The sequence below is a fragment of the Treponema vincentii F0403 genome (genome assembly GCF_000412995.1).
Classification (GTDB): domain Bacteria; phylum Spirochaetota; class Spirochaetia; order Treponematales; family Treponemataceae; genus Treponema; species Treponema vincentii.
Genome location: NZ_KE332512.1, coordinates 1 through 21,926 on the forward strand (window position 1 = coordinate 1; position 21,926 = coordinate 21,926).

Consider the following 21,926-nt stretch of genomic DNA (forward strand, 5'->3'; position numbering starts at 1 on the left):
TGTTCTTTGAAAGATGAGGGAAGGGAAAGAAAGACTACTTGAAGGTGAGTTTTCTTGATATTAAAGGGGAAATGAGCTGGAGGGTAGGAAAATAAGGTGAAGAGAATAAGCTTAAGATAGCTGTGGAATTGAGTTTTTTCCGGTAAGGGGAAAGATGAGAGGAAAGAGCTACGTTTAAGAAGAGAAAATAATATGGTCAAGCGAAGAATAGGTTTATGGTGGATGTCTTGGAGCCGACCGGCGAAGAAGGCCGTGATAAGCTGCGAAAAGCTTCGGGGAGGAGCACATATCCTGTGATCCGGAGATAGCCGAATGGGGTAACCCGATAGAAGTAATTCTATCATTACGCTCTTGAATAAAATAGAGAGGTAAAGCAATACTGAGTGAACTGAACCATCTAAGTAACTCAAGGAAAAGACATCAAACGAGATTCCGAAAGTAGTGGCGAGCGAAATTGGAAGAGCCCAAACCCGGTAAACGGGGGTTGTAGGGCTGCACGGGCTTACGTACAGCAAGTTTAGAAAGCGAATGTATAGCGGAAAGGTTTTGGGAAAGCCTGACAGAGAGGGTGAAATCCCCGTACGCGAAATACAGTCGTCTTGCCGGTGCAGTACCTGAGTACGGCGGGACACGAGAAATCCTGTCGGAATCCGGGTCGACCACGATCCAAGGCTAAATACGAGTTGGCTACCGATAGCGGACAAGTACCGTGAGGGAAAGATGAAAAGAACCCCGGTGAGGGGAGTGAAATAGAACCTGAAACCATAAACCGACAAGATGTTACAGCCCTTTATGGGTGGTAGCGTGCCTTTTGTAGAATGAGCCTGCGAGTTACGGTATGTAGCGAGGTTAAGGAATAGGAGTTCCGGAGCCGGAGGGAAACCGAGTCTGAATAGGGCGGAAGTAAGTTGCATGTCGTAGACCCGAAGCCAGAGTGATCTAGTCATGAGCAGGTTGAAGCAGCGGTAAAACGCTGTGGAGGACCGAACTACAATCTGTTAAAAAAGGTTTGGATGACTTGTGACTAGGAGTGAAAGGCTAAACAAACCTGGAAATAGCTGGTTCTCCCCGAAATGCCTTTAGGGACAGCCTTATACAAAATTACCGGAGGTAAAGCACTGGATGGACTAGGGGGCTTCACCGCCTACCAAACCCAATCAAACTCTGAATGCCGGTAATCAACGTATAGGAGTGAGACTGCGTGCGACAAGGTTCGTAGTCAAAAGGGAAACAGCCCAGACCGTCAGCTAAGGTCCCGAAATACTGCTTGAGTGTAAAATGAAGTGTGGATACAAAGACAGCCAGGAGGTTGGCTTAGAAGCAGCCATTCCTTAAAAGAGTGCGTAATAGCTCACTGGTCGAGTATACATGCGCAGATAATGTAACGGGGCTAAGCAGTATACCGAAGCTACGGGTCTTATGCATTAAGCATAAGGCGGTAGGGGAGCATTCCATGGACTGATGAAGGTGTACCCGTCAGGGGCACTGGAGGGGATGGAAGAGAGAATGCAGGTATAAGTACACGAAAAGAAAGGTGAGATTCCTTTCCGCCGAAAACCTAAGGTTTCCTGGGTAAAGGTCATCTGCCCAGGGTTAGTCGGCCCCTAAGACCAGGACGAAGGTCGTAGTCGATGGGAAATCGGTTCATATTCCGATACCTTTTATAATTTCGATGGCAGGACGCATGAGGCGACCCCCGGCCGGAGAACGGTTGTTCCGGTCGAAGCTTTCAAGCCGTTATAAAGGATAGTAGGCAAATCCGCTATCCAAGGTGAGAGGTGACAGCGAGTGGATCGATGAGAGAAGCGAAGCGGGGATGAGTCATGGTGCCGGGAAATACTGTCTAAGGTTAAGATTATAAAAGACCGTACCGTAAACCGACACAGGTAGGTAGGATGAGAAATCTAAGGCGCTCGAGAGAACTCGCGTTAAGGAACTCGGCAAAATGCACACGTAACTTAGGGAAAAGTGTGGCCTCTGTTTAGTAATGAGTGGAGGTAGCATAAAGCAGGCCCAGGCGACTGTTTATCAAAAACACAGCCATCTGCGAATCAGTAATGAGACGTATAGGTGGTGACACCTGCCCGGTGCCGGAAGGTTAAGAGGAGCGGTTAGCAGTAATGCGAAGCTGTCAATTGAAGCCCCGGTAAACGGCGGCCGTAACTATAACGGTCCTAAGGTAGCGAAATTCCTTGTCGGGTAAGTTCCGACCCGCACGAATGGTGTAACGTATCTGGGCACTGTCTCAACGCGAGGCTCGGTGAAATTTATATACCGGTAAAGAAGCCGGTTACCCATAGTTAGACGGAAAGACCCCGTGAACCTTCACCGTAACTTACTATTGGGACTTGGTTTATCATGTGTAGAATAGGTGGGAAACTGTGAAACTTGCTCGTTAGGGTGAGTGGAGTTGAAAAGTGAAATACCACCCTTGATGAATTAGGTTTCTAACCCGTTCCGTGAAGCCGGAATGGGAACAGTGGTAGGCAGGCGGTTTGACTGGGGCGGTCGCCTCCTAAAAAGTAACGGAGGTGCGCGAAGGTCTCCTCACGTCGGTTGGAAATCGACGCAGTGAGTGTAAAGGCACAAGGAGGCTTAACTGCAAGAGTGACAGCTCAAGCAGATACGAAAGTAGGTCTTAGTGATCTGGCGGTAGCGAGTGGAAGCGCCGTCACTTAACGGATAAAAGGTACTCCGGGGATAACAGGCTGATTTTCCCCAAGAGTTCACATCGACGGGAAAGTTTGGCACCTCGATGTCGGCTCATCGCATCCTGGGGCTGAAGTAGGTCCCAAGGGTTTGGCTGTTCGCCAATTAAAGCGGTACGTGAGCTGGGTTCAGAACGTCGCGAGACAGTTCGGTCCCTATCTGCTATGGGCGTTGGATATGTGAGAGGAGCTGCTTTTAGTACGAGAGGACCGAAGTGGACGAACCTCTGGTGTACCAGTTATCCTGCCAAGGGTAAGTGCTGGGTAGCTAAGTTCGGAAGGGATAACCGCTGAAGGCATCTAAGCGGGAAGCCCGCCTCAAGATTACATATCCCTCGGGGTTTAACCCCGCTAAAGACTCCTTGCACACTACAAGGTTGATAGGTTGCAGGTCTAAGCATAGTAATGTGTTCTAGCCGAGCAATACTAATAAGTCGTGAGGCTTGACCATATTATCTTCTCTTCTTTATCTCCTTTACTGTTCTTTCTTTCCACACGCTTAACGTACTTAATATAATAAAGCGCTTCCCACTTATTTAATAAATTTCGTTCCTTTTGTTTCGTCTTTTATTGCCCGGTGGCCATAGTGGAGAGGTCATACCCGTTCCCATCCCGAACACGGAAGTCAAGCTCTCATTACGCCGATGATACTGCTCTTTCAGAGTGGGAAAGTAGGTAGCTGCCGGGCTTTTTTTATCCTCAGCCCAAGAGAATAGTGCTTCCCTTCGCGAGATATTTCGATATTCCCCTATAGTTTTTTTTCTCTGTTTTGTATATAATATTCCTTATGAATCCCCAAGTTTCTACATTTGATAAATTGGTTAATTCTCTCTCGACAGAAGAAGCACAGACGATGCTTGCAAATATTGCAGAAAATATGAAGATGTCTGAAGAGCTGCAGACAGATTCAAAAACCGAGCCGTTGCTGATTGATGCCCAAGTAAAGAAAGGCATTAAAATAAACGATGAACCTTTTTTTATCCGTTTATGGCTGCACTTAAAGTCTTTTTTTAAATCATTGCCTGTTGAAACGGTATATGAGGAAGAACTGATTCGGCGGCTTGGGAAAGATTTGCAGCACAATTACAAACAATATATCAATATCAAAGCAAATACCTTTACCAAAGATTTTTATGAATTGTTGCGCGAATTACGCAAAACGCAGCTTTTTTTTACATCTCTTTTATCCGCTTATGATGTAGATAAAGGAAATTTTTATTTGCTGGTAAGTTCGTTTGTTGCCCCAGACGTGTATTTAAAATTAATGCATAATACGGATCCGTTTAACTGTGTTCCGACTGCACAAGCAAATGCAAATCTTCGCTCCGAATTATTAAAGAAGATAGATGAATCTTTTTCTCTTATGACGACGGAATATAAAACGGGAATGTATCAAGCTGCTAATGCAATTGAATGGATGCGGCATTTTTGTGAATTGTCGATTGATAAAGCTGTTTTACGTTTTACCGTAAACCCATCCATTGAACCTTCATGTTCCGTTTATCTGCTTGCCGCAGAGATAGGGAGCCTTGCATCGGTACTTACAACAATAAAACCAATTCCGGATGTGGTACTGCAAGCTTTATTTCTGTTATCAAAACAAGATAAATTTAATGATAAGGCTGTTAATATGAATGAGGAGTCGGTTGAGTTTGTCTCCCAAGCTTCTCATGCTTTGGAAGCGATTAAACAATTTGCGGTGAAAATTCCAATTTTAGAATTAGCTCGGTATACGTTAAAATCTATCCACTGGGAACCTCAAAGACTTGAAGAAGGTGAAGATTGGTTTCAACTTTTTAAAGTAGCGTGGAAAAAGCGATTTAATGAACGGTGGCAATTGTGGTCTGCAGAGCAAAAACGCGCACAATTAACTCGCAAAATGCTGGATTTGTTAAAGATTGATAAACTGGAACCTTTACTCTATCGTCCATGGGAAGATTTATGGCTTGTTCTTCGATTTAAACGTGAATTCTCATTTAGCTTTCTTGCTACTTTTTTTTCAACATTATATGTATCTTTTGTCCAGCCGGTATTAAAAATCCTGTTGATGGAAGGTAATTTTTATCGTCGAGAAAACCTCGCGGAATATACGAGTGCTTTTACCGTATTGGAAAAACAGCAAAGCTGTATCAGTACTTTTGAGTCCCGTTTATCTCCTGAAGGGGAAATCGGTGCGGCTTTTATTCAATTAAAAGAAAAAACAATGGCGAGTTTAAAGAGTAAAAACAGTCTTGAAGCATTAATGAAGAATATTGAAACCGAGGCTAAGCAAATTATTACTTCTTCTCAAAACGCATTTAAAACGTTGATAGCTTTATTAAACGGCTTTATTGACGGTAATAAAAACAGTGTTTATGCACCGCTTGTAAATTGGTCGATTATTCAAGGAAATGATAATGTAGACTTTAGGATGCGTGTGGAAGGTGTAAAAAACTTCTTGCAAGAAGTAACAAGTATTCTTACGGACGCCGATAAGATTGAAGGGGATGTTTAAGATATTTCTAAAAAAGGAAATTTTTAATAATGTCCTTGCTTAATGCTAAGCATGAAAACACTGTTTGCTTGACAAAAAAATATAGCAACATATACTCTATTAGGAGGAAAATATATGGCAGAATTTCTAAGTGACCGCAATTTTGAGCTTTTTAAAAACTTAATATACAACGAAAGCGGTATCACTTTTTCTGTAACGAACCGATCCATTTTAGAAAGCCGTCTGAAAGACCGCTTGCGCGAGAATAAAATGGATGATATTGATGCGTACTATAAAATTCTGACATCAAATAAAGAAGAACTTAAAATCATGTTGGATTCGGTTACTACCAATCTGACACGATTTTTTAGAAATCAACCTCATTTTGATGCTTTAATTCATTATGTTATTCCTGAAATAGTGAAAATAAAACAAGCTGCGGGACAAAAGCAAATTCATATTTGGAGTGCGGGGTGTTCCACCGGAGAAGAACCTTATACTATTGCTATGGTTATGAAACGGCATTTGCCGCCGGGGTTTACAGCTGATATTCTTGCTTCCGATTTGTCTTTTAAATCACTGATTGTCGGAAAACAAGGCTTTTATCCGGAAAACCGTGTTGTTGGGATTCCTGATGATTATCTTGCTCAATATTTAACAAAGCAAGGCAATGGTTATCAAATGAATCCTGAAATTATGCAAATGGTTAAATTCGATTATCATAATTTAAAACACGATGCTAATCGGAATAACATCGATATTCTTTTTTGCCGTAATGTGATTATTTATTTTGATGAACCTGCCCAACAGGCTGTTATTAATCGTTTCTGGGATGCGATGGCTCCCCACTCATTTCTTTTTATTGGACATTCCGAATCCTTATTTGGTATGAATACAAAGTTTGAGTTTCTTAAAACCGAATGGGCATGCCTATACCAAAAAAATGTTAAGTAGCGCGTTGATAGTACAATTATATACGGGAGTGCATATGAAAACTTTAGTGTACCTTAATGAAATGTGGGAGGTTGCTTTAATATGGAAGATATAAAAGTTTTAATAGTTGATGATTCTGCTTTGATGCGGAGTTTAATTGGAAAGATAGTAGATGGAACAGCCGGATTGACTGTTGCTGATAAAGCAATGAACGGCCGATTCGCCTTGCAAAAGTTAGAGCGAGTCCAGCCGGATATTATCGTGCTTGACCTTGAAATGCCGGAAATGAACGGAATAGAATTTTTGCGCGAACGAAAAAGGCTTAATATTGATATTCCTGTCATTATTCTTTCCAGTATTGCAAAAGAAGGTGCTCGTATCACAATGGATTGTTTGGAACTCGGTGCGAGCGATTTTGTTACTAAACCTTCCGGATCGGAATCGGCAAACTTAGCAACTGTTGCCAATCAGCTTGTTGAATTTTTGCAGGCTTATGGTAGGCAATATCAATTGAAGAAGCAAGCTTCTTCAGGGGTTAAAACGCCTTCAATGGCTCCTATACAGCATCCCTTGAATTCAACGCATTTGCAGACAATATCCCAACCGCATGCAACCGCTTCAATTTTTACAACACCTACACAAGCTACCGCAAAGCCGACGCAAGTTCGTCAGCCGGGAAAACTTGAAATTATCGCAATCGGTATTTCAACCGGCGGCCCGAATGCATTGCGTGAGGTCTTTGCAGACTTGGATCCTCAACTTCCGCAGCCTATTGCCGTTGTTCAGCACATGCCTCCGGGATTTACGTATGAATTTGCAAATAGTCTCAATAAGATATGCCCGCTGGAAGTGAAAGAAGCACAAGAAGGTGATCTTGTAAAACCGGGGCGCATCCTTATTGCGCAGGGAGGTAAACACCTTTTAGTTGAGAAAAAACCGCTTGGTGTTATTGCCCATATTTCAGATGCGCCTCCCCAAAGCGGACATCGGCCAAGTGCGGACGTATTGTTTGCTTCTGTGGCGGAGCAATTCCAAAATCATGCACTGGGAATTATTATGACCGGTATGGGAAAAGACGGAGCTGCGAGTCTTACACGGCTTTATCAAGAAGGTTCCCGTACCATTGGGCAAGATGAAGCCTCTGCTATTGTGTACGGTATGCCTCGCGTTGCCTATGAAATGGGAGGTGTTATGGAGCAAGTTTCTTTAAGCAACATGGCATCCGTTATTAACCGCTATGGAAGAGAATTTGCATAATAGTAAATAGACGAAGAGTTCTAAAACCGATGTTTTTAGAACTCTTTATCTTCAAGATAATTAAAAAATAGTTAAACCTAAAATATCCTCTATTCGGTAACAAATGATACCGTTTTTTTATCCCTTTATGATATACTTCTAACATCCCTAAAAAAATTTATGAAAATAAGAGTTTTTAGAGATGTTAACCAGCAGAGTTGGTTATGCAAGCTCTTCGAGTTTATTGATATTAACGCTTACGGTATCTTTGGAGATAGTGAGCAGTTTATCTTTTTGCATATTCATCAATTCGCGGGATAGGGAAGGACGGGGAACGGCAAGGTATTCCGCCATAGCTTCCCGGTTCAGTTTAAGCGTTATCTTAGGCTGACCGTGCGCTTGCTGTAATAGATACACAGCTATTTTTTTGCGCAGTGTAAACGAAGAAAAGATCAGCAGCTTCTGGTTTAAAAAATAAGCTTTATGCGCCAGAATAGATAAGAGGTTCCGTGTGATTTTTGTTTGTACGGATGCTAACGCTGCAGAATCTGAAAATATCGTTGCCGGAATACTGAGAATTTCAGCATCGACAATTATTCTGCACGAATAATCGTACGGGGTAGATTGCAGGAAGGCATACACTTCGCCGAAAACGGTTTCAGGTGTTTCAAAACGGTTCATGATAATCCGCTTGCCGTCGATGTCATTTTTTTCGATTTGGACAATACCTGATTTTAGGATGAACAGTGCTTTGGGAAGGTCTCCTTCAAAAAAGATAAAACTGTCTTTTTGATAGACGGCTGTTTTTGCGTTGACGGCAGTAAGATAGTTTTTAAGCTCCTCTGTAGGAATGTCTTTGAATAGCGGATTCATAGTGTCCTTCCTTCGCTGGTATGCGGTTCTGTTTTTAGTATCGGCTGCAAATATGCTGTTATAAGTTTTGATGGTTGTTTTTATAGGGGAAACGTATATGAATAATTACTTTACGATGGACGAAACGGTTTTTGATGTTACGGAGCGGTATCCTGAAATAATCCGCTATTTAGCGGGCAAGGGGTTTACGCCGCTGACGAATCCTATGATGCGTAAATTAATGGGAAAGAAAATTACGCTTGAGAAAGCTTTTTTATCAAAAAAATTGGATGTTGATTCTTGTGAGCGGGAGCTTGTCGAAATTATCGAACAAAACGCTTCAACCGGTTTTGCGCATATTGACCTCAGTTTAAAGACAAGAAACGATAATCGTATTGAACCGGAAGACGGAAAAAAAACGGTAAGGATTGAAGGTGTGTTACCGTGCCCGATACGGATTCCGTTACTGGAAAGTTTTGAATCGTTTTATTCCGGCTATGTCAAAGCACATAAAGAAGATATGGAAAAGAAAAACTATAAAATCCGGTATGACCTTAGATCGGCTAATCTCGGTATTGATTGGATAATCGACCAAGCAAGAACGGGAAAAAAAGAAAACCTTCCGGATGTGCTTCTTTCTGCGGGCTTTGAGCTGTTCTTTGATAAAAAGCTGATGGGTTCTTTTATTGAGAACAAGGAATTCCATTGCGCACTCGATACGGTCAATAAAGACTTTTGCAATGATTATATAGACTTGAGGGATGAGAAAAAGAATTATGCAATTATCGGTGTTGTTCCCGCTATTATGATTGTTAATACTGCTTTGTTAAACGGGAGAAAGGTACCGGAAACATGGGAGGATATTTTATCTCCCGAATTTGAACACTCCGTCGCTATTCCGTTTGGTGATTTGGACTTGTTTAATTCGGTCGTTCTGAATATCTATGCACGTTTTGGTGATGCGGGCATTAAAAAATTGGGTAAGGCGTGCAGTACCTATATGCACCCCGCACAAATGGTCAAAGGCGGAAATGCAGCCGCCGCTCAACCGGTTGTCAGCATCAGCCCTTATTTTTTCTCTCAGATGATAAAAGAACAAACAGCTCTTAAAACAGTTTGGCCTAAAGACGGCGCAATTGTCGCTCCCATTTTTATGTTGGTAAAAAAAGATACCGAAGAGCTTACGAAGGATTTTGTGTCGTTTTTCCTCTCCGAAAAAACAGGTATGGTTTTTGCACGGAGTGGCTTTTTCCCATCTACCAATCCGGCCGTCGATAACCGTTTATCGGACGATAAAAAATTTTCGTGGGTGGGCTGGGATTTTATCTACCGAAATGACATCGGCGCCTTATTGGAAAAAATTAAAACCGATTTTGAAACCGCTGCTGGGAGTTCCGGCAGCCGTCTTTAAAGACTCGCCGGTGTTGTAGCAATGTCGATCTCTACAACACCGATTGCGGTACATGCGGTTTAGCCTTTTACCGAGCCGATTGTCAGCCCCTTTACAAAGTATTTTTGCAGGAAGGGATACAGCAGAATAATCGGCAAGGTTGAAACGATAATGACGGCGGCTTTAATCGAAATACCGATAACCGACATATCTGCACTGCCGGCCCCATCCCCCATTGTGGCAGTACCGTTGACGATATTGCGTAAGAACAGCATAACGGGAAATTGAGATGACTTTAAGTAAATCAATCCGTTAAACCAATCATTCCAAAAGAATACTGCCGTATAAAGGCCGATTGCCGCCAAAGCGGGGGTTGAAAGAGGTACGACAATCTGCGTAAAAATTTTAAAGTAGCCGAGTCCGTCTATCAATGCGGCTTCTTCCAATTCGTGCGGAAAAGCTTTAAAAAAGTTTATTAAGATAATCAGGTGGAACTGATTGATGGCAAAGGGAAGCAGTATCGCGAATACCGTGCCTGTTAAATGCAAAGAAGAGACAAGCAGGTAGGTGGGAATTAAGCCGCCCGAAAAGAACATCGAAAAGACTACCAGCTTCATGATGATGCCGGTTCCGCGTAAAAACTTTTTTGAAAGCGGGTACGCAAAAGTAGAAGTAAAACAAAGCGCAATAAGGGTACCGAAAAAGGTATAGAAGATAGTATTACCGTACGCCTTAAAGAAATTCGGGTACGTGAATATTTGCTTATATGCTGCCGTCGTAAATCCCACCGGTAGAAACGATACTTTGTTCTGCATAATGGCTGCGGGGTCGGAGAACGACAGCGCAATCATATATATGAACGGTACAATGCAGATGAGTACGACAAACGCCATCACAATGAACAGGATAAGGTTAAACAGACCGAACGATTCTTGTCTTGAATGCATAGATCACTCCGTATTAATAGATACTTTCGTCGGTGAGGCGTTTACTGGCTGCGTTCGCAGAGGCGACGAGAAAAATTCCGATAACGCCGGTAAATAATCCGATAGCCGTTGCATACGAATAGTTTTGATTTGCCAAGCCGGTACGGTATACGAGCGTTGCGATAATGTCGCTAACGTCTGCATTGTTCGGTGTATACATAAGCAGTATCTTTTCAAAACCGAGGGTCAGCAATCTGCCGATTTCCAAAATCAGCATAACCATAATAGTCGGTAAGATGGACGGAATGGTGATATACAGGATCTGCTGCAGCTTTCCCGCTCCGTCGATTTTTGCCGCTTCGTACAGTTCTTCGTTAATTCCCGTAATCGCGGCGAGATAGATAATTGCAGTCCATCCCATATACTGCCATGTGTCGGTAAAAATATACAATACCCTAAAATAAGAAGGTTCATTCATAAAATAGATCGGCTGCATATCAAAAACATTTTTTAAAAAAAGGTTTAAAATACCGGTACTCGGCGAAAGAATTTCAGCCGCCATTGCAATGACGACGACAGTCGAAATAAAACGCGGCATATACGAAACCGTTTGCACAAATTTCTTTAAAAAAACGGAGCGTATTTCGTTTAATAGGAGCGCAAAGATAATCGGTATCGGGAAGTTGATGAGTAAATTCATCAGCGATAACGTCAGCGTGTTTCTAAATGCCCGCCAAAAGGCAGGGTCTTTAAAGAACATCGTAAAATAGCGCAATCCTACCCATTCGGTACCGAAAGCGCCGAGTCCCGGACGGTACCGCCTAAATGCAAGAACATTGCCGAAAATCGGAACATACTTGAATATGATAAAATAAAGCAATGGCAGCAGAAGCATCGCATAGAGCTGCCAGTATTGATGGAAATAGCGTTTTGTTGTGTTATTCATAAAGCATAAAAATACGCCTGCAAAGCGATGCTTATGCAGGCGCTGCAAGGGGTTATTTCCTTACGTGCTCGTTATAGAGCGTAAGGTATTTTTCAATGCCTACATTGTTCATTTCCGTAACGTAAGCATTCCAATCATTATCGAGATCTTTTTTACCGGTGATAAAATCGTTGTTCCATTTTTCAAACGTGTCTAAGAGCGGGGTACGCAAAATACCTGCTTCTTCGGCAACGGCATCATCGAACAACGGAGTGGGGGGAATAGGCTGGATCGCCATATCCATTTTTTCTACTTCTGCATTGATGCGGGCATAATTTTCGTCGTACTTTGTCATCTCTCTGCTGTTAATCCATACAAGCTGTGTCGTATCGGCGCCGCAGCCGTATTTTAACTGCATCGTCTTGTAAATGCCTTCAGGAGATTCGGTAATTTCCTTTGCATACTGAATCTTTCCGTTTTCTACCGTATAGGTTACTCCTTCTACGCCGAGGCACCAGAGCTTTGCGCCCTCATCGCTGAAGAAAATATCGTCGATTGCGCGGACGACTTTTTCAAAGTCTGCCCGTTTTGCAGTCTTTGACGGGAACATAATTCCCCATTGGGTTCTGCTCTTGGGTTGGTGATGCGCACCTGCGGGGCCTGCAAGCGGCGGATACATTTGCAGTTTAAAGCCGTCAATTGCCGATTTACCGGTAACGCCGCCGATTTGGTCATAGTAGGCATAAGTCGCAACTGCCTTACCGGTTGCAAGTTTTTGCGCCCATTTGTCTCCGTCGATGGGATCCGCCATTTCGGGGTCAAGCAGTCCTTCTTTATATAACCTTGCAAGGAAACGAGCATACGTTCTATACATTTCCGTTGTTGCACCGGCAAAATAGTTCCTTTGGGTATAGTCCCAGCTTAAAACACCGGTACCGGTTGAAGAATTTTTACCGAGGCTGATTCCGAATGACGGCATTGTCATTCTGTATAATACGCGCGGGCCGGCTAAAATCGTCAGAGGGTAGGAGTCGGGATTGTCTTGCTTATATTTCTTTAAATAGGTATAGAGGTCATCGAATGTTTTGGGCTGTGAAAGGCCGTATTTATTCAGCACATCTTCGCGTAAAATCAATCCTCCGTCATAAAACGGAACATCGAAGAGGGAAGGCAGATAGTAATATTTTCCGTCCTTGAGGCGGAGTGCATCGACATCTTTTTCCAAACCGAATTTTTTTACCTGCGCGTTAAAGTTCGGCGTCCATTCGGGATAATCGCTGATCGGGATAAGAGCACCGTTTAAAGCTAACGAACCGTTTTCTCCGGTGGTGTTTTGGTAAAGGATAACATCCGGTCCGTTACCGGTGTTTAATGCTAACGATACTTTAGTGTTGTAATCGGCAATCGGTATCGGCTCAAAATGCAGTTTTGTGTTTGAGCGTTTTTCGGATTCCTGTACGGTCAGCCAATCGGCTTTGAAGGGGAGCGTTGCATTGTCCGAATAATACAGCGAAATTTCAATCGGTTTTTCCGAATTGGTTTTGGTTGCCGATGCGCTTTTGTTAGAGTCGCATCCGGCCAGCAAGGTGCCGGCAATAAACAGCGCGGTACAGAGCTTAAAAATACGTTTCATGATTTCCTCCGAATTAAGCGGCATCCTTACAATGTAGTTTACAGTAAGATGCCCTCCGTCGGTTAACAAGACAGCCTGATTTAGGTTGTCAAAGTTAATCCTTTTGAAAAGGGTAACCTGTCATCATCCATTTGTCAAGTTTTTTTGCCGTTATGTTGTGCGATTTTTTATCAATATATGGTAAAACAACCGGCAAAAAAAACGCTAAATACCGAAGAATACACCCCTTAAAATAATTACACACTATGAAACAAGATTTTCATAGTGTGTAATGTAAACAACCCTATTCCTCTTTCGGATATCGTTTTTTTATCTCTGCGATCTTTTCAAGCCATTCGGATTTATCTATGTCTCCGCGCATTACCTGCATACCGAGCGGATCCGCTTCTTGCCGGTACGCCGCCTCTCGCTGCCGGTCAATGTATGTGTTATATTCTTCCTTGCTGATAAGCCCTTCTTGGTACAACTCTTTTTTAGTCTTTTTGACGATGTAATCACCTTCGATTTTTTCATCGGCTTTGAGCTGAATAAGACCGGCTGCGACCTTTTCGCCTTCACTCATATCTTCAAAGCCTGAACCGTCTTCATTCAACTTTTTGCCTTTCGGCACTGCCATAAATCCTTCTTTAACCAGCTGTGTAAGCGGCTTTTTAGTACCTGCCTGTAAGTCCGTGTACATACGGATGTCATCACCGATATTGGCTTGAAAGTTTGAGCCGTAAATATAAGTTATTCCTTCTTTTTCCTTCTTAGGCTTTTTGCCGATAACACGGTTTATAATAATATTGTTTTTAACTTCTAAACGCTCTACATATTCCATATTCTTCCCCCTATTAGTCTTTTACCAATACCCAGATGGTAAAGGTCAAGTTGCGAGATCGATTTTCTTCGGCGGTTGGAACAACACGACTAGCATTGAAAATTAAATTGCCAGTAAGACCTTGTCCGTTTCCATGAGACCTTCCACCATACTCATTCCAAGTAGATAGACTAAATAAGGGAGAAGAAGATGCAGAAAGCATATCTGTATAAAAAAAAGTTTGAAACCCTTCAATATTTCTAATCGCATCTCCCTGCTCATCATCTTGAAAGATATACGCGCCATTCCTGATTTGCTCTTTCGTTAATCTCTTGGCGCTAAACGCCTTAGCATTCCGCCCTTTGGATCTAAAGAAGTTACCTTCATAGCTGACTTCATGCCAGCTATAGCCTTCAAAATGAAGGGAGGTATCTTCCAGCGGGCTCGGCATTCCCGGCCATTGGACATAGCCGGTTTGGAAGATTTGAATAAAGCGTCTATCAATCGCATCGGCGAGTTGGGAGGTTGATGTATTATTTGGAGTTCCGCCGCTTCTTTTAATCAATCCTGTGAGGTTATCTAAAATCAGATTGATAGTCTCTGCCGGAATAAAACTCGGCGGAACCAGCGGATCGTTAAAATCGCCGTTGGTAAACTTTCCGGAAGCATCGACTCCCGGCCACATTACTTTCTCTCCATTGAGCGTAAGTTCCTGATTGTCAGGATACATATCCATAGAACAACTCCTTATCATATAAAAAATAGCATACGGTAGAGGCTGGAACGACCATCTTTATGGCTGTTTCAATATCTTTTCTTCGATTTGTCGGACTATAACCGGGTATTGCTATAAAAGCGACTTGTTTAGAACGAATAGAACCGATACGTTTTTGACCAAATACAGCGGCACCGAATGGGGCAGGTGTAAAGGGATAGAAAATAGTTATTTCAACTTTTACCGTATGTTTTAGCTCCTCAAGTGAATGAAAGAGCTTATCTGCCGGAAAGGTATAGGTAAAAAAAACAATCTGATTGGCAAGGACGGATTCTTCTAGAGCCGCTTCAAATTCTTTTGTTGTAGCGAGCTTTTCTCCTCCGAGCACAGATACTGAAAGTGCTGAAAACACTTTATAGTCGCCGAGTCTTGCACATCCGAAAGACGCATAACCGAAACAGGCAGGGGTGAACGGATATGAAACGGTTATGTTGACACCATAAAGAACGGCAATCTCTTGTAATACCGGCTTACTAATAAACCCTCTTCTCTTGCTTAAAAGCAGTGAGCGCCGCATCTGTAGCGGTAGGTGCGGATAGACTGAACCAAGCAAGACACGCTCCCAGTCGTCTATGGTGGTATCTGCTGTCTTGGGTGTGGCTTCCTGCATCAGACGCGGGAAGCGGCTTTTGAAGCGGTAGAGTTCTTCTGCTTGAGCCTCGACCCATTGAGAGAGGTCGCTTTCCGGATCATCAAACTGTGCATCCCAGTACACACCGAGCGGAAAAAGCTTTTTAATGGCAGCCGCATAATCGGCTTGAGTACGAAGGAGATTACTTAACGGCAAAGCGCACCGTCCCCCATACCGGATATTCCAGTATGGTCGTGGTAAATTCTCCGGCGACCCCATTGGCGAGTTCAACCTTTGCAAAGCTGATTTTTACCCCATCTACGATCGCATCGCGGAAGCTACCTTCCGTATAGCGGACACCGGGACGAGCTGAGGCGTTTAGATAGGTTTTAAGGCGGTTTTCGACGATGCCGTGATTTTCGCTGCTGCTTTCGGTAGCAAGTAAGGTAATTGTCATGTCGATAGGACGCAGGGATGGTGTGCGTACCGTATACAGAACCGGCGGAGCGACGGAATCAATGTATGCGGTAACAACTGAAAGGTTCCCTACCTGTGAGATACCGTGAAAGTGATCGCCTGAGATAACCTGTATCAAAAGAGCGCCGAATACGCCGAAATTTTTAAACTCAAAGGCTTTCGATACATCAGCTGAGGAGTCAACCGCCCACGCGGCAAAGTCTCCGATTTTGCCGTACCGGGTAGTGTTGCGGAGGGCAAGCAGTACCCGTGAAAGGTATTCTTCATCGCTTTCAGCATCAACGCCGCCTTTGATGCCGCCTAGTACCACCGCTTCACTGGAAAGACCAACGGGAAGCGCTGAGGAAAGTTTGAGCTTTTCTCCGGCGGCAAGATTAGAAGCGACGCCCGCCTGTTCGGCATGAAGCCAGATAACAGCTTTCCCAGTGCTGTCTATTTTGAAAGCAGTATCGGTAAAATAGCGCTTACCGGAAGCGGAGGTATAGACAAGTCCCGCCGGTACTGCCGTTCCTGTAACGCCTTTAATTTCCGCTTGTCCGATAGCAGCGACGGCATACAAAGGCGGTACCCGGTCAGACCAGTGCATGCGCAGATAGTCACCGGTTGCCGTATCCGGAAAGAGCTGATCGGCTAAAAATGACAGGTCGCCAAGGAGCTGATGATACATCCCCGCCTGTACTTCCGATAGAACCCGAATCAAATTATGCCGGGCGGTTTTATCGAGCGGCTTAAAGCGACTCATATATGCGCTGTACATACGGTCGAGTAAGACCGGTAAGGATTCTCTAACCAATGCCATACCATACATCCTTTATAAATACCGAGCTTCCGTCAGGCTGGACAACAGTTACCACATAGCGGATTTCATTCTTGCCGGTGCGCTCGGCGGTACATTCAATCGAGCGGACTAAGCCGTCCGTTTTAAGCCACGCAAGGCTTTCTAAGATATATGAGCGCACCTTTCCGGCGCTGGTGCCGTCAAGTTTTCCTTCTTCCTTGAGTATCCATAATTCGGAGCCGAAAGTAGGATCCGCCCACCAACGCCCTTTATCCGTGCCGATACTCATTGCCACGAGTTCCTGTATATCCGTCCAATTTTCAAGCCGTACCGTTTTGCTATTATCCATAAAAAACCGCCTCTTTAGCTGCCGCCGTGCTGCACTTTTGTATTTTCAATCTGCGAGAAGTCGGCAAGCTGCAAAGGACTTAATGCCCCATTTAATGCCGTTTGAAATGCTGACGGAGCGCCGTTTCCTGCTTCGGGAACCGGAACTTGTAACACCTGTACGAAGGCTTTTAAAAAGGCATTGGTCTTTTCAAGTTCTTTTTTCAGTTCTGCTATTTTGATAAGACCGCCGTGTTCCGTGCCATTCAGCTCAACCGTTTTATCAGAGCGGGTAATGACAAAGCCGCCGTCTTTGCTCCAAAGGGATGAATCCCCATCTTGTAACTCAGGAGCACCTTCCGCAGAGCATATTGGCAAAAGCAGAAAGGAGCCGGCATTTCCCCCTTGAGTGAATATGAGCGCTGTTCCTGCTTTGGCTTTTGCGATAAACCCATACGGAAAGACTTCTGCCGCTTCGAGTGTACGGCCGAACTCGGTTTGCACCGTAACCGTTTCCTTATCGCGCTTTTTGAAAACACCGACATTAAAGAGATTTCTCAACCGTGCATAAAGATCGGATATTTTCATTTTATCGAACCTTTACAGGAGTGATATTGTGCCGTTTTGCAACTTGCTCAAGGAGCGATGATTTCTTCCCTTTTAAGCCGCTTTTTTTATCCTTAAACACAGTCCCCTCTTTTCCCATATATACTTCAGGATTAACAAGGCTGATGGTGCAGTCAAAGACGGAAGGCTCCGCACGGTATTCAACCTCGCTTATCATCATAGTACAGTCAAGACCGGCGGAAGGTATGTAAACGGGGATTAAAAAATTCGGATTAAAGAAGAGTTCTTTTTCGTACGTTGTATCAAAGCTCTTGATTTGCGCATCGGTTAAACCCCAGCCGGAAACCGTTACCGTTGTTGTCCGTCTTCTGCGCCGGTATAATTCAATCTGTGCTCGCCGGTTTACCTTTTCTTGGTCGAGCTTAAAATCCGAAAGGTTGAGCGTCAAAATACGGTTATTGTTACAAAGCGGATCGATGGCGCGTCCTTCAAGTTTGCTGGAAACGACAACATATTCATGGAACTGCTCCGCCCCCGATTCGGTGGTCTCTACCGATTTGATATTCATCCCTTCCGCTAAAATAAAATGCCATTGACTCGCATCTCGTCCACTTTTCGTCAGATATAATTCACCTGCTTCATTTGAGGTAAACACATAGCCTTGATTCTCCGCTGCATTTACCAGCTGCGTCCAAGGCGATTCACAGTCCCATGCAAAGACGGGAATTGTTTCGGTGTAATCAACTCCACGAGGCAAATGCTGTACTTCAATACCGAATGAACCCTTTGCAATTGTTTCGGCCACTTGAAGTAGTGTTGCACTTTCCGTCTTTCCCGTCCATGTTGAATCGATAATATCGCGGGCAGGCGAGCGGCCGAGAACGGTGATATACTTGCGCCCTGAATCGGTGGTGTCGGTAATTTCGTCGATGCGTACCGTCGTAACACGTAAGTTACCGCTATTATGCGTAATGAGCTTATTGTAAAAACGGACTTCTATCGTATCGTGTTTATGGAGAAGGTCTTTTTGACTAATCGGGAGTTCAAGCGTAAGGCTATGGCATATTTCATCGAGCGACTTTTTAATATGCACTCGGTTCCATTGAAGCGGCTTAAAGACCTTACCCCCTGCCGGAGCAACGTTAATAACAATGCTAGACATAGCGGATAGCTCCTTGTATGACAAATGAGTCTTCAATGATGTTTAATGCGCGTAAGATTCGCTCTTCTGCGCCGAGATACTGCGCTAAGGCTAAAAGCGGCATGCCGCGTCCTAATGTGATAGAAAGTTCTTGCGCAAGCTGTTTTGCCGCCAGTTCTTGAGAAAGCGCTTGCCTTAGTTCCTGTACGGCGCTGTATACGGCCGGATCATTAAGGTCAATACTTTTTTCGAGCCGGTCATAGAGTGCAAAGAGGTTTGCCGTGCGGTTATACGATTGCTCAGGCATTTCCGGTAAGAGCTGTGCCGCTGTGTAGAGCGCCACCGTTTTATACAAATTTTCCGCCGCTTGCTTGGTCGCAATCTGCTTAACCGTTACCGCTTCGACCGGCAACTGATACTTATCGGCGGGGAGCAGGCAGAAAAGCAAATTCTTTTCATTGTTTTTAATCCTGAAAAATGCGGCCGTTTCTTCCGATGCATTCTTTATCTCTAACACGCTTGCTACCATCTTTCCGGCAACACCAAATAACGCAAGGGCGAGTGTTTTAGGACTGCGGATTCCCTGTGCGATAAGATTAGTGATTTGAGCGGCCGCATTCGTTATCTCGTTGAGTTTTTGAAAGCCGCCTTGAATCCGTCCAACTGCTTGCAGCACGGAAACACGCATCAGGTTAAACGATTTAAGGAGCGTTTGCTCATCGAGGTTGTTTTTCAAAGATTGTACAAAAGAAGTTTCTGCAGCATTCTTCACCGCCTCCGCTGCTTCCGGAATCGTTTTACTCAGAGAACCGGAAAATTCCCAGCGGTTTTGTACCGGATAGCCTGCACGGGTAAAGGTGAGAGAGACCTTGCATTGCCCAAGCTCTTTTGCAGACTCATCAATATCCCAGTTGATAACGATAACCGGAAAGCGTCCCCAAAGCGGTAATGTCAAATATCCCGGTTCATCGTCTGTCGTCGGAATGCGCACGGCTTCTACAAGCACATTGCGATTTTTAATGTACTCATCGCCGCGGATGAAGCCTGAAACGGTAATCGCTTGCGGCTTTTCGTTTAACTGCATTGAAGACCAAAGCCCATAAAACGGATATTCGGCAGTATCAACGCTTGCGCCGCCTGAAACCTTGAGGCTTTCATAAATAAACGGTACTGCTTCTTTATTCGGCGCTTGATAGCTCGTCTGTGCCGGAGTGTCGCTTGTAAGATAGGAGAAACGATTGTCCCCGTCTCCTTTTACCGCTCCATACGCCATCCGCCAGTTTTCGCTTAAAGGCGCCGGCAATGAGGCATCCCAGTTATTGATCATTTAAAACGCTTCCCTTGCTTCTTGAATGCGGCCGGTATTATACTGAAACGGCGTGGAGTTCCGCTGCACTTTTGCAGAAACGGTCGGCCGCTCACCGGAAAGATTGATATTAAGATCCATAACGGCATTGCCGGTAAGCTCTGCCGTTACTGGTGCTGCAGGGAGTTGCTGAACCGATTCAAGTTCTTCTCGTACCGCAGCGCTTTCAGGAATGACTTCATCCTTGCCGACTGCTTCGCCAATCTTCTCCCCGACCGTGCGGCCGAGCTTTCCACCAAGCCAACCGACGAGACCTCCTCCAGCCATACCGATCGCTCCCCCTATTGCCGTACCGATGCCGGGAGCAATAAATGTTCCGATTGCGGCTCCAATTTTACCGGCAGCAAAAGCACCGGCGGCAACACCGAGACCTGTGCCGACTGTTGTACCGATTGCATCACCTATCGCGCCGCCTTTTTTCTGCGCTTTTTCTTTACCGCTTAAAGAGTCATCGGCATTAATACTGCGAACCTCATCGATAGCAGCGAGTGTCTTCACCATCCCTGTTGTAACGGTTTGCAGCACACCCATTTGAATAGCGCCGTTTCTAAAGTTCTGCGCATTGGCATCCATAATTCCTCCAAGCGTCGGTGTTCCTGCTGCGCCGCCTGAAGCAGCTTGAGAAAGACCGTTTGAAGCCCCCATACCGCCTTGTTCCATATTTGTAACAAATACCGGAAGACCGCTTGCAGCCCCTGCTCCATTTCCGGGAAGAGCTCCGCCGAGTGCCGCTTGCATACTGCCGCCCGTGAGTGTTCTAATACCGCTTGAAATAGAGCCGATAAAACCCGATACTTTTGCGAGTCCTTTCACGGCAACGATTGCGCTAAGTCCGTATTTTATCGTGTTAAATACTTTCTCCAGCCGTTCAGGTTTTTCTGAAAGATACGAAAGTAAATCATTTAACCGCTCTAATGGTTTTGCTAAATTTGTATCTGCAAATTTTAAAAACGTTGTTTGAAGGTTTTGGAGATTTGCCTTCATTGTCCCTGCCATGCGCGCAGATTTTGCTTCAAGGGCACCAGTCGTATCTCCTAAGCCCTCTGTGAGTTTTTTATAATTTTTGCCGTAGTTTTGAAAAGCACGTACCGCCTTCATACTCGTAACGCCGAACACTTCCGATAAAAAATCGATATTGCCTTCTTTTTGTGCGACAGCCAATACATCGTCCATAATCTCGGCAAGGTCTCTAAATTCTCCGGCACTATCACGGACGCGGACACCAATAATCCCCAGCTTTTCTTGTTTATTAGGATCGGAAAGTTCTGCAATAACGGCATCCAAAGCGGTTGCCGCAAGTTCTTCATTTTTTGTATCTGCGACAAGTATCTGCATAACGGCGTTTAATTTTTTTACATCTTCAACGGTACTTCCTATCGTAGAATACGAAGATAAAACAGCCTTTCCCGTTTTTGCAAATTTTTGAAACGTATATTCTCCCTGATCTCCTTGTTTTACCAAATCGTCCATCAGTTGGGAGATTTCAGCAGCTGCAAAACCTTTTTTTTGAAATTCAGAGAATACATCCCCCATTTCTTCACCGGCTGCACCGGATGCCTGCAATGCAACTGCGATATTTTTAATATTCGCCTCGACGTATTCTAAGCTGCCCGTTTTTGTCATAACGACATCAAGGGCATCGACAATTTTTGACGGGTCTATTTTGATATTCGGGTCTTGCGCTGCTTCAAAGATTTTCTGCTTTAGTGCATTGATTTGTTCTGCAGAAGCATCGGCAGTCATACCCATACGGGTAAGGCGGGCATCAAGGTCAATAATTTGGTTTGAAGCAGCTCCAAGAGAAAGGGATACGCCGATGGCTCCGAGCTTTGTTTTCATCCCGGAAAATACGCTATCGATTTTATTGACTGCAGCAAGCGTATCGGAAGAAAACTTTTTTGTTGCCGTTCCCATTTTACCGAGTTCTTTTGAGTATAAGTCTTTTAATGTCAGTAAAACGCGGGCTTTAACGTCCGCCATTTAGGTAATCCCCCGTAATAGTTTCGTATTCCGCACCGCCGCCGTATGCCATCTTTTTAATTGAAGCCA

The 21,926-nt window shown here is 44.3% G+C and carries 17 protein-coding genes and 2 rRNA genes; 6 read left to right on the forward strand and 13 right to left on the reverse strand.

Translation table 11 applies throughout. The features are described 5' to 3' along the window. Nucleotides 1–194 precede the first annotated feature (194 nt). The 5 genes from HMPREF1222_RS00005 to HMPREF1222_RS00025 all read left to right on the forward strand — a co-directional run bounded on the left by HMPREF1222_RS00005 (nt 195) and on the right by HMPREF1222_RS00025 (nt 7,371). Nucleotides 195–3,159 (forward strand): 23S ribosomal RNA (locus tag HMPREF1222_RS00005). A gap of 122 nt (nt 3,160–3,281) precedes the next feature. Beyond that, nucleotides 3,282–3,396, forward strand: a 5S ribosomal RNA gene (gene rrf / locus HMPREF1222_RS00010). 99 nt (nt 3,397–3,495) lie between these two features. After that, entirely contained in the window at nt 3,496–5,202 is a 1,707-nt protein-coding gene (locus HMPREF1222_RS00015) for a DUF5312 domain-containing protein (protein WP_016517651.1), read from the forward strand. 114 nt (nt 5,203–5,316) lie between these two features. Continuing rightward, nucleotides 5,317–6,135: a CheR family methyltransferase gene (locus HMPREF1222_RS00020; protein ID WP_016517652.1), complete on the forward strand. Its 819-nt coding sequence runs from the start codon at nt 5,317–5,319 to the stop codon at nt 6,133–6,135. An 81-nt stretch (nt 6,136–6,216) separates the two neighbouring features. Next, on the forward strand, nt 6,217–7,371 hold the full coding sequence (locus HMPREF1222_RS00025; RefSeq protein WP_016517653.1) for a protein-glutamate methylesterase/protein-glutamine glutaminase: 1,155 nt from the start codon (nt 6,217–6,219) through the stop codon (nt 7,369–7,371). A gap of 201 nt (nt 7,372–7,572) precedes the next feature. Here the strand turns inward: HMPREF1222_RS00025 and HMPREF1222_RS00030 are convergent, their stop codons facing one another. Beyond that, nucleotides 7,573–8,223, reverse strand: a complete 651-nt coding sequence (locus tag HMPREF1222_RS00030; protein WP_016517654.1) for a Crp/Fnr family transcriptional regulator — start codon at nt 8,221–8,223, stop codon at nt 7,573–7,575. Between the two features lie 97 nt (nt 8,224–8,320). Between HMPREF1222_RS00030 and HMPREF1222_RS00035 the strand changes: the two genes are divergently transcribed. Then, nucleotides 8,321–9,613 (forward strand): ABC transporter substrate-binding protein, encoded by a 1,293-nt coding sequence (locus tag HMPREF1222_RS00035; RefSeq protein ID WP_016517655.1) that lies wholly within the window; start codon nt 8,321–8,323, stop codon nt 9,611–9,613. 59 nt (nt 9,614–9,672) lie between these two features. Here the strand turns inward: HMPREF1222_RS00035 and HMPREF1222_RS00040 are convergent, their stop codons facing one another. From HMPREF1222_RS00040 to HMPREF1222_RS00095, 12 genes are all read right to left on the reverse strand, one after another. Beyond that, entirely contained in the window at nt 9,673–10,539 is an 867-nt protein-coding gene (locus HMPREF1222_RS00040) for a carbohydrate ABC transporter permease (protein WP_016517656.1), read from the reverse strand. 13 nt (nt 10,540–10,552) lie between these two features. Further along, nucleotides 10,553–11,512 carry an ABC transporter permease gene (locus tag HMPREF1222_RS00045; RefSeq protein WP_016517657.1) on the reverse strand — a complete coding sequence of 320 codons (960 nt, stop codon included), beginning with the start codon at nt 11,510–11,512 and terminating at the stop codon, nt 10,553–10,555. 4 nt (nt 11,513–11,516) lie between these two features. After that, on the reverse strand, nt 11,517–13,076 hold the full coding sequence (locus HMPREF1222_RS00050; protein WP_016517658.1) for an extracellular solute-binding protein: 1,560 nt from the start codon (nt 13,074–13,076) through the stop codon (nt 11,517–11,519). 283 nt (nt 13,077–13,359) lie between these two features. Continuing rightward, nucleotides 13,360–13,896, reverse strand: coding sequence for a hypothetical protein (locus HMPREF1222_RS00055; protein ID WP_016517659.1), 537 nt, complete (start codon nt 13,894–13,896; stop codon nt 13,360–13,362). 13 nt (nt 13,897–13,909) lie between these two features. Beyond that, nucleotides 13,910–14,611 (reverse strand): hypothetical protein, encoded by a 702-nt coding sequence (locus HMPREF1222_RS00060; RefSeq protein ID WP_016517660.1) that lies wholly within the window; start codon nt 14,609–14,611, stop codon nt 13,910–13,912. Beyond that, nucleotides 14,595–15,500, reverse strand: coding sequence for a putative phage tail protein (locus tag HMPREF1222_RS00065; protein ID WP_081636863.1), 906 nt, complete (start codon nt 15,498–15,500; stop codon nt 14,595–14,597). Before HMPREF1222_RS00065 ends, HMPREF1222_RS00060 begins: the two co-directional genes overlap by 17 nt. After that, on the reverse strand, nt 15,424–16,497 hold the full coding sequence (locus HMPREF1222_RS00070; protein ID WP_016517662.1) for a baseplate J/gp47 family protein: 1,074 nt from the start codon (nt 16,495–16,497) through the stop codon (nt 15,424–15,426). Before HMPREF1222_RS00070 ends, HMPREF1222_RS00065 begins: the two co-directional genes overlap by 77 nt. Next, nucleotides 16,484–16,825, reverse strand: coding sequence for a phage GP46 family protein (locus HMPREF1222_RS00075; protein WP_016517663.1), 342 nt, complete (start codon nt 16,823–16,825; stop codon nt 16,484–16,486). The genes HMPREF1222_RS00070 and HMPREF1222_RS00075 overlap by 14 nt, the downstream gene beginning before the upstream one ends. Nucleotides 16,826–16,839: 14 nt before the next feature. Next, on the reverse strand, nt 16,840–17,391 hold the full coding sequence (locus tag HMPREF1222_RS00080) for a hypothetical protein (protein WP_016517664.1): 552 nt from the start codon (nt 17,389–17,391) through the stop codon (nt 16,840–16,842). A gap of 1 nt (nt 17,392) precedes the next feature. Then, nucleotides 17,393–18,532, reverse strand: a complete 1,140-nt coding sequence (locus tag HMPREF1222_RS00085) for a hypothetical protein (protein ID WP_016517665.1) — start codon at nt 18,530–18,532, stop codon at nt 17,393–17,395. Next, complete coding sequence (locus HMPREF1222_RS00090; RefSeq protein WP_016517666.1) at nt 18,525–19,838, reverse strand: DNA circularization N-terminal domain-containing protein; 1,314 nt, start codon at nt 19,836–19,838, stop codon at nt 18,525–18,527. Before HMPREF1222_RS00090 ends, HMPREF1222_RS00085 begins: the two co-directional genes overlap by 8 nt. After that, the gene (locus HMPREF1222_RS00095; protein ID WP_016517667.1) at nt 19,839–21,857 is read right to left on the reverse strand and encodes a phage tail tape measure protein; all 2,019 of its coding nucleotides are present in this window, start codon (nt 21,855–21,857) and stop codon (nt 19,839–19,841) included. Between the last annotated feature and the right edge of the window lie 69 nt (nt 21,858–21,926).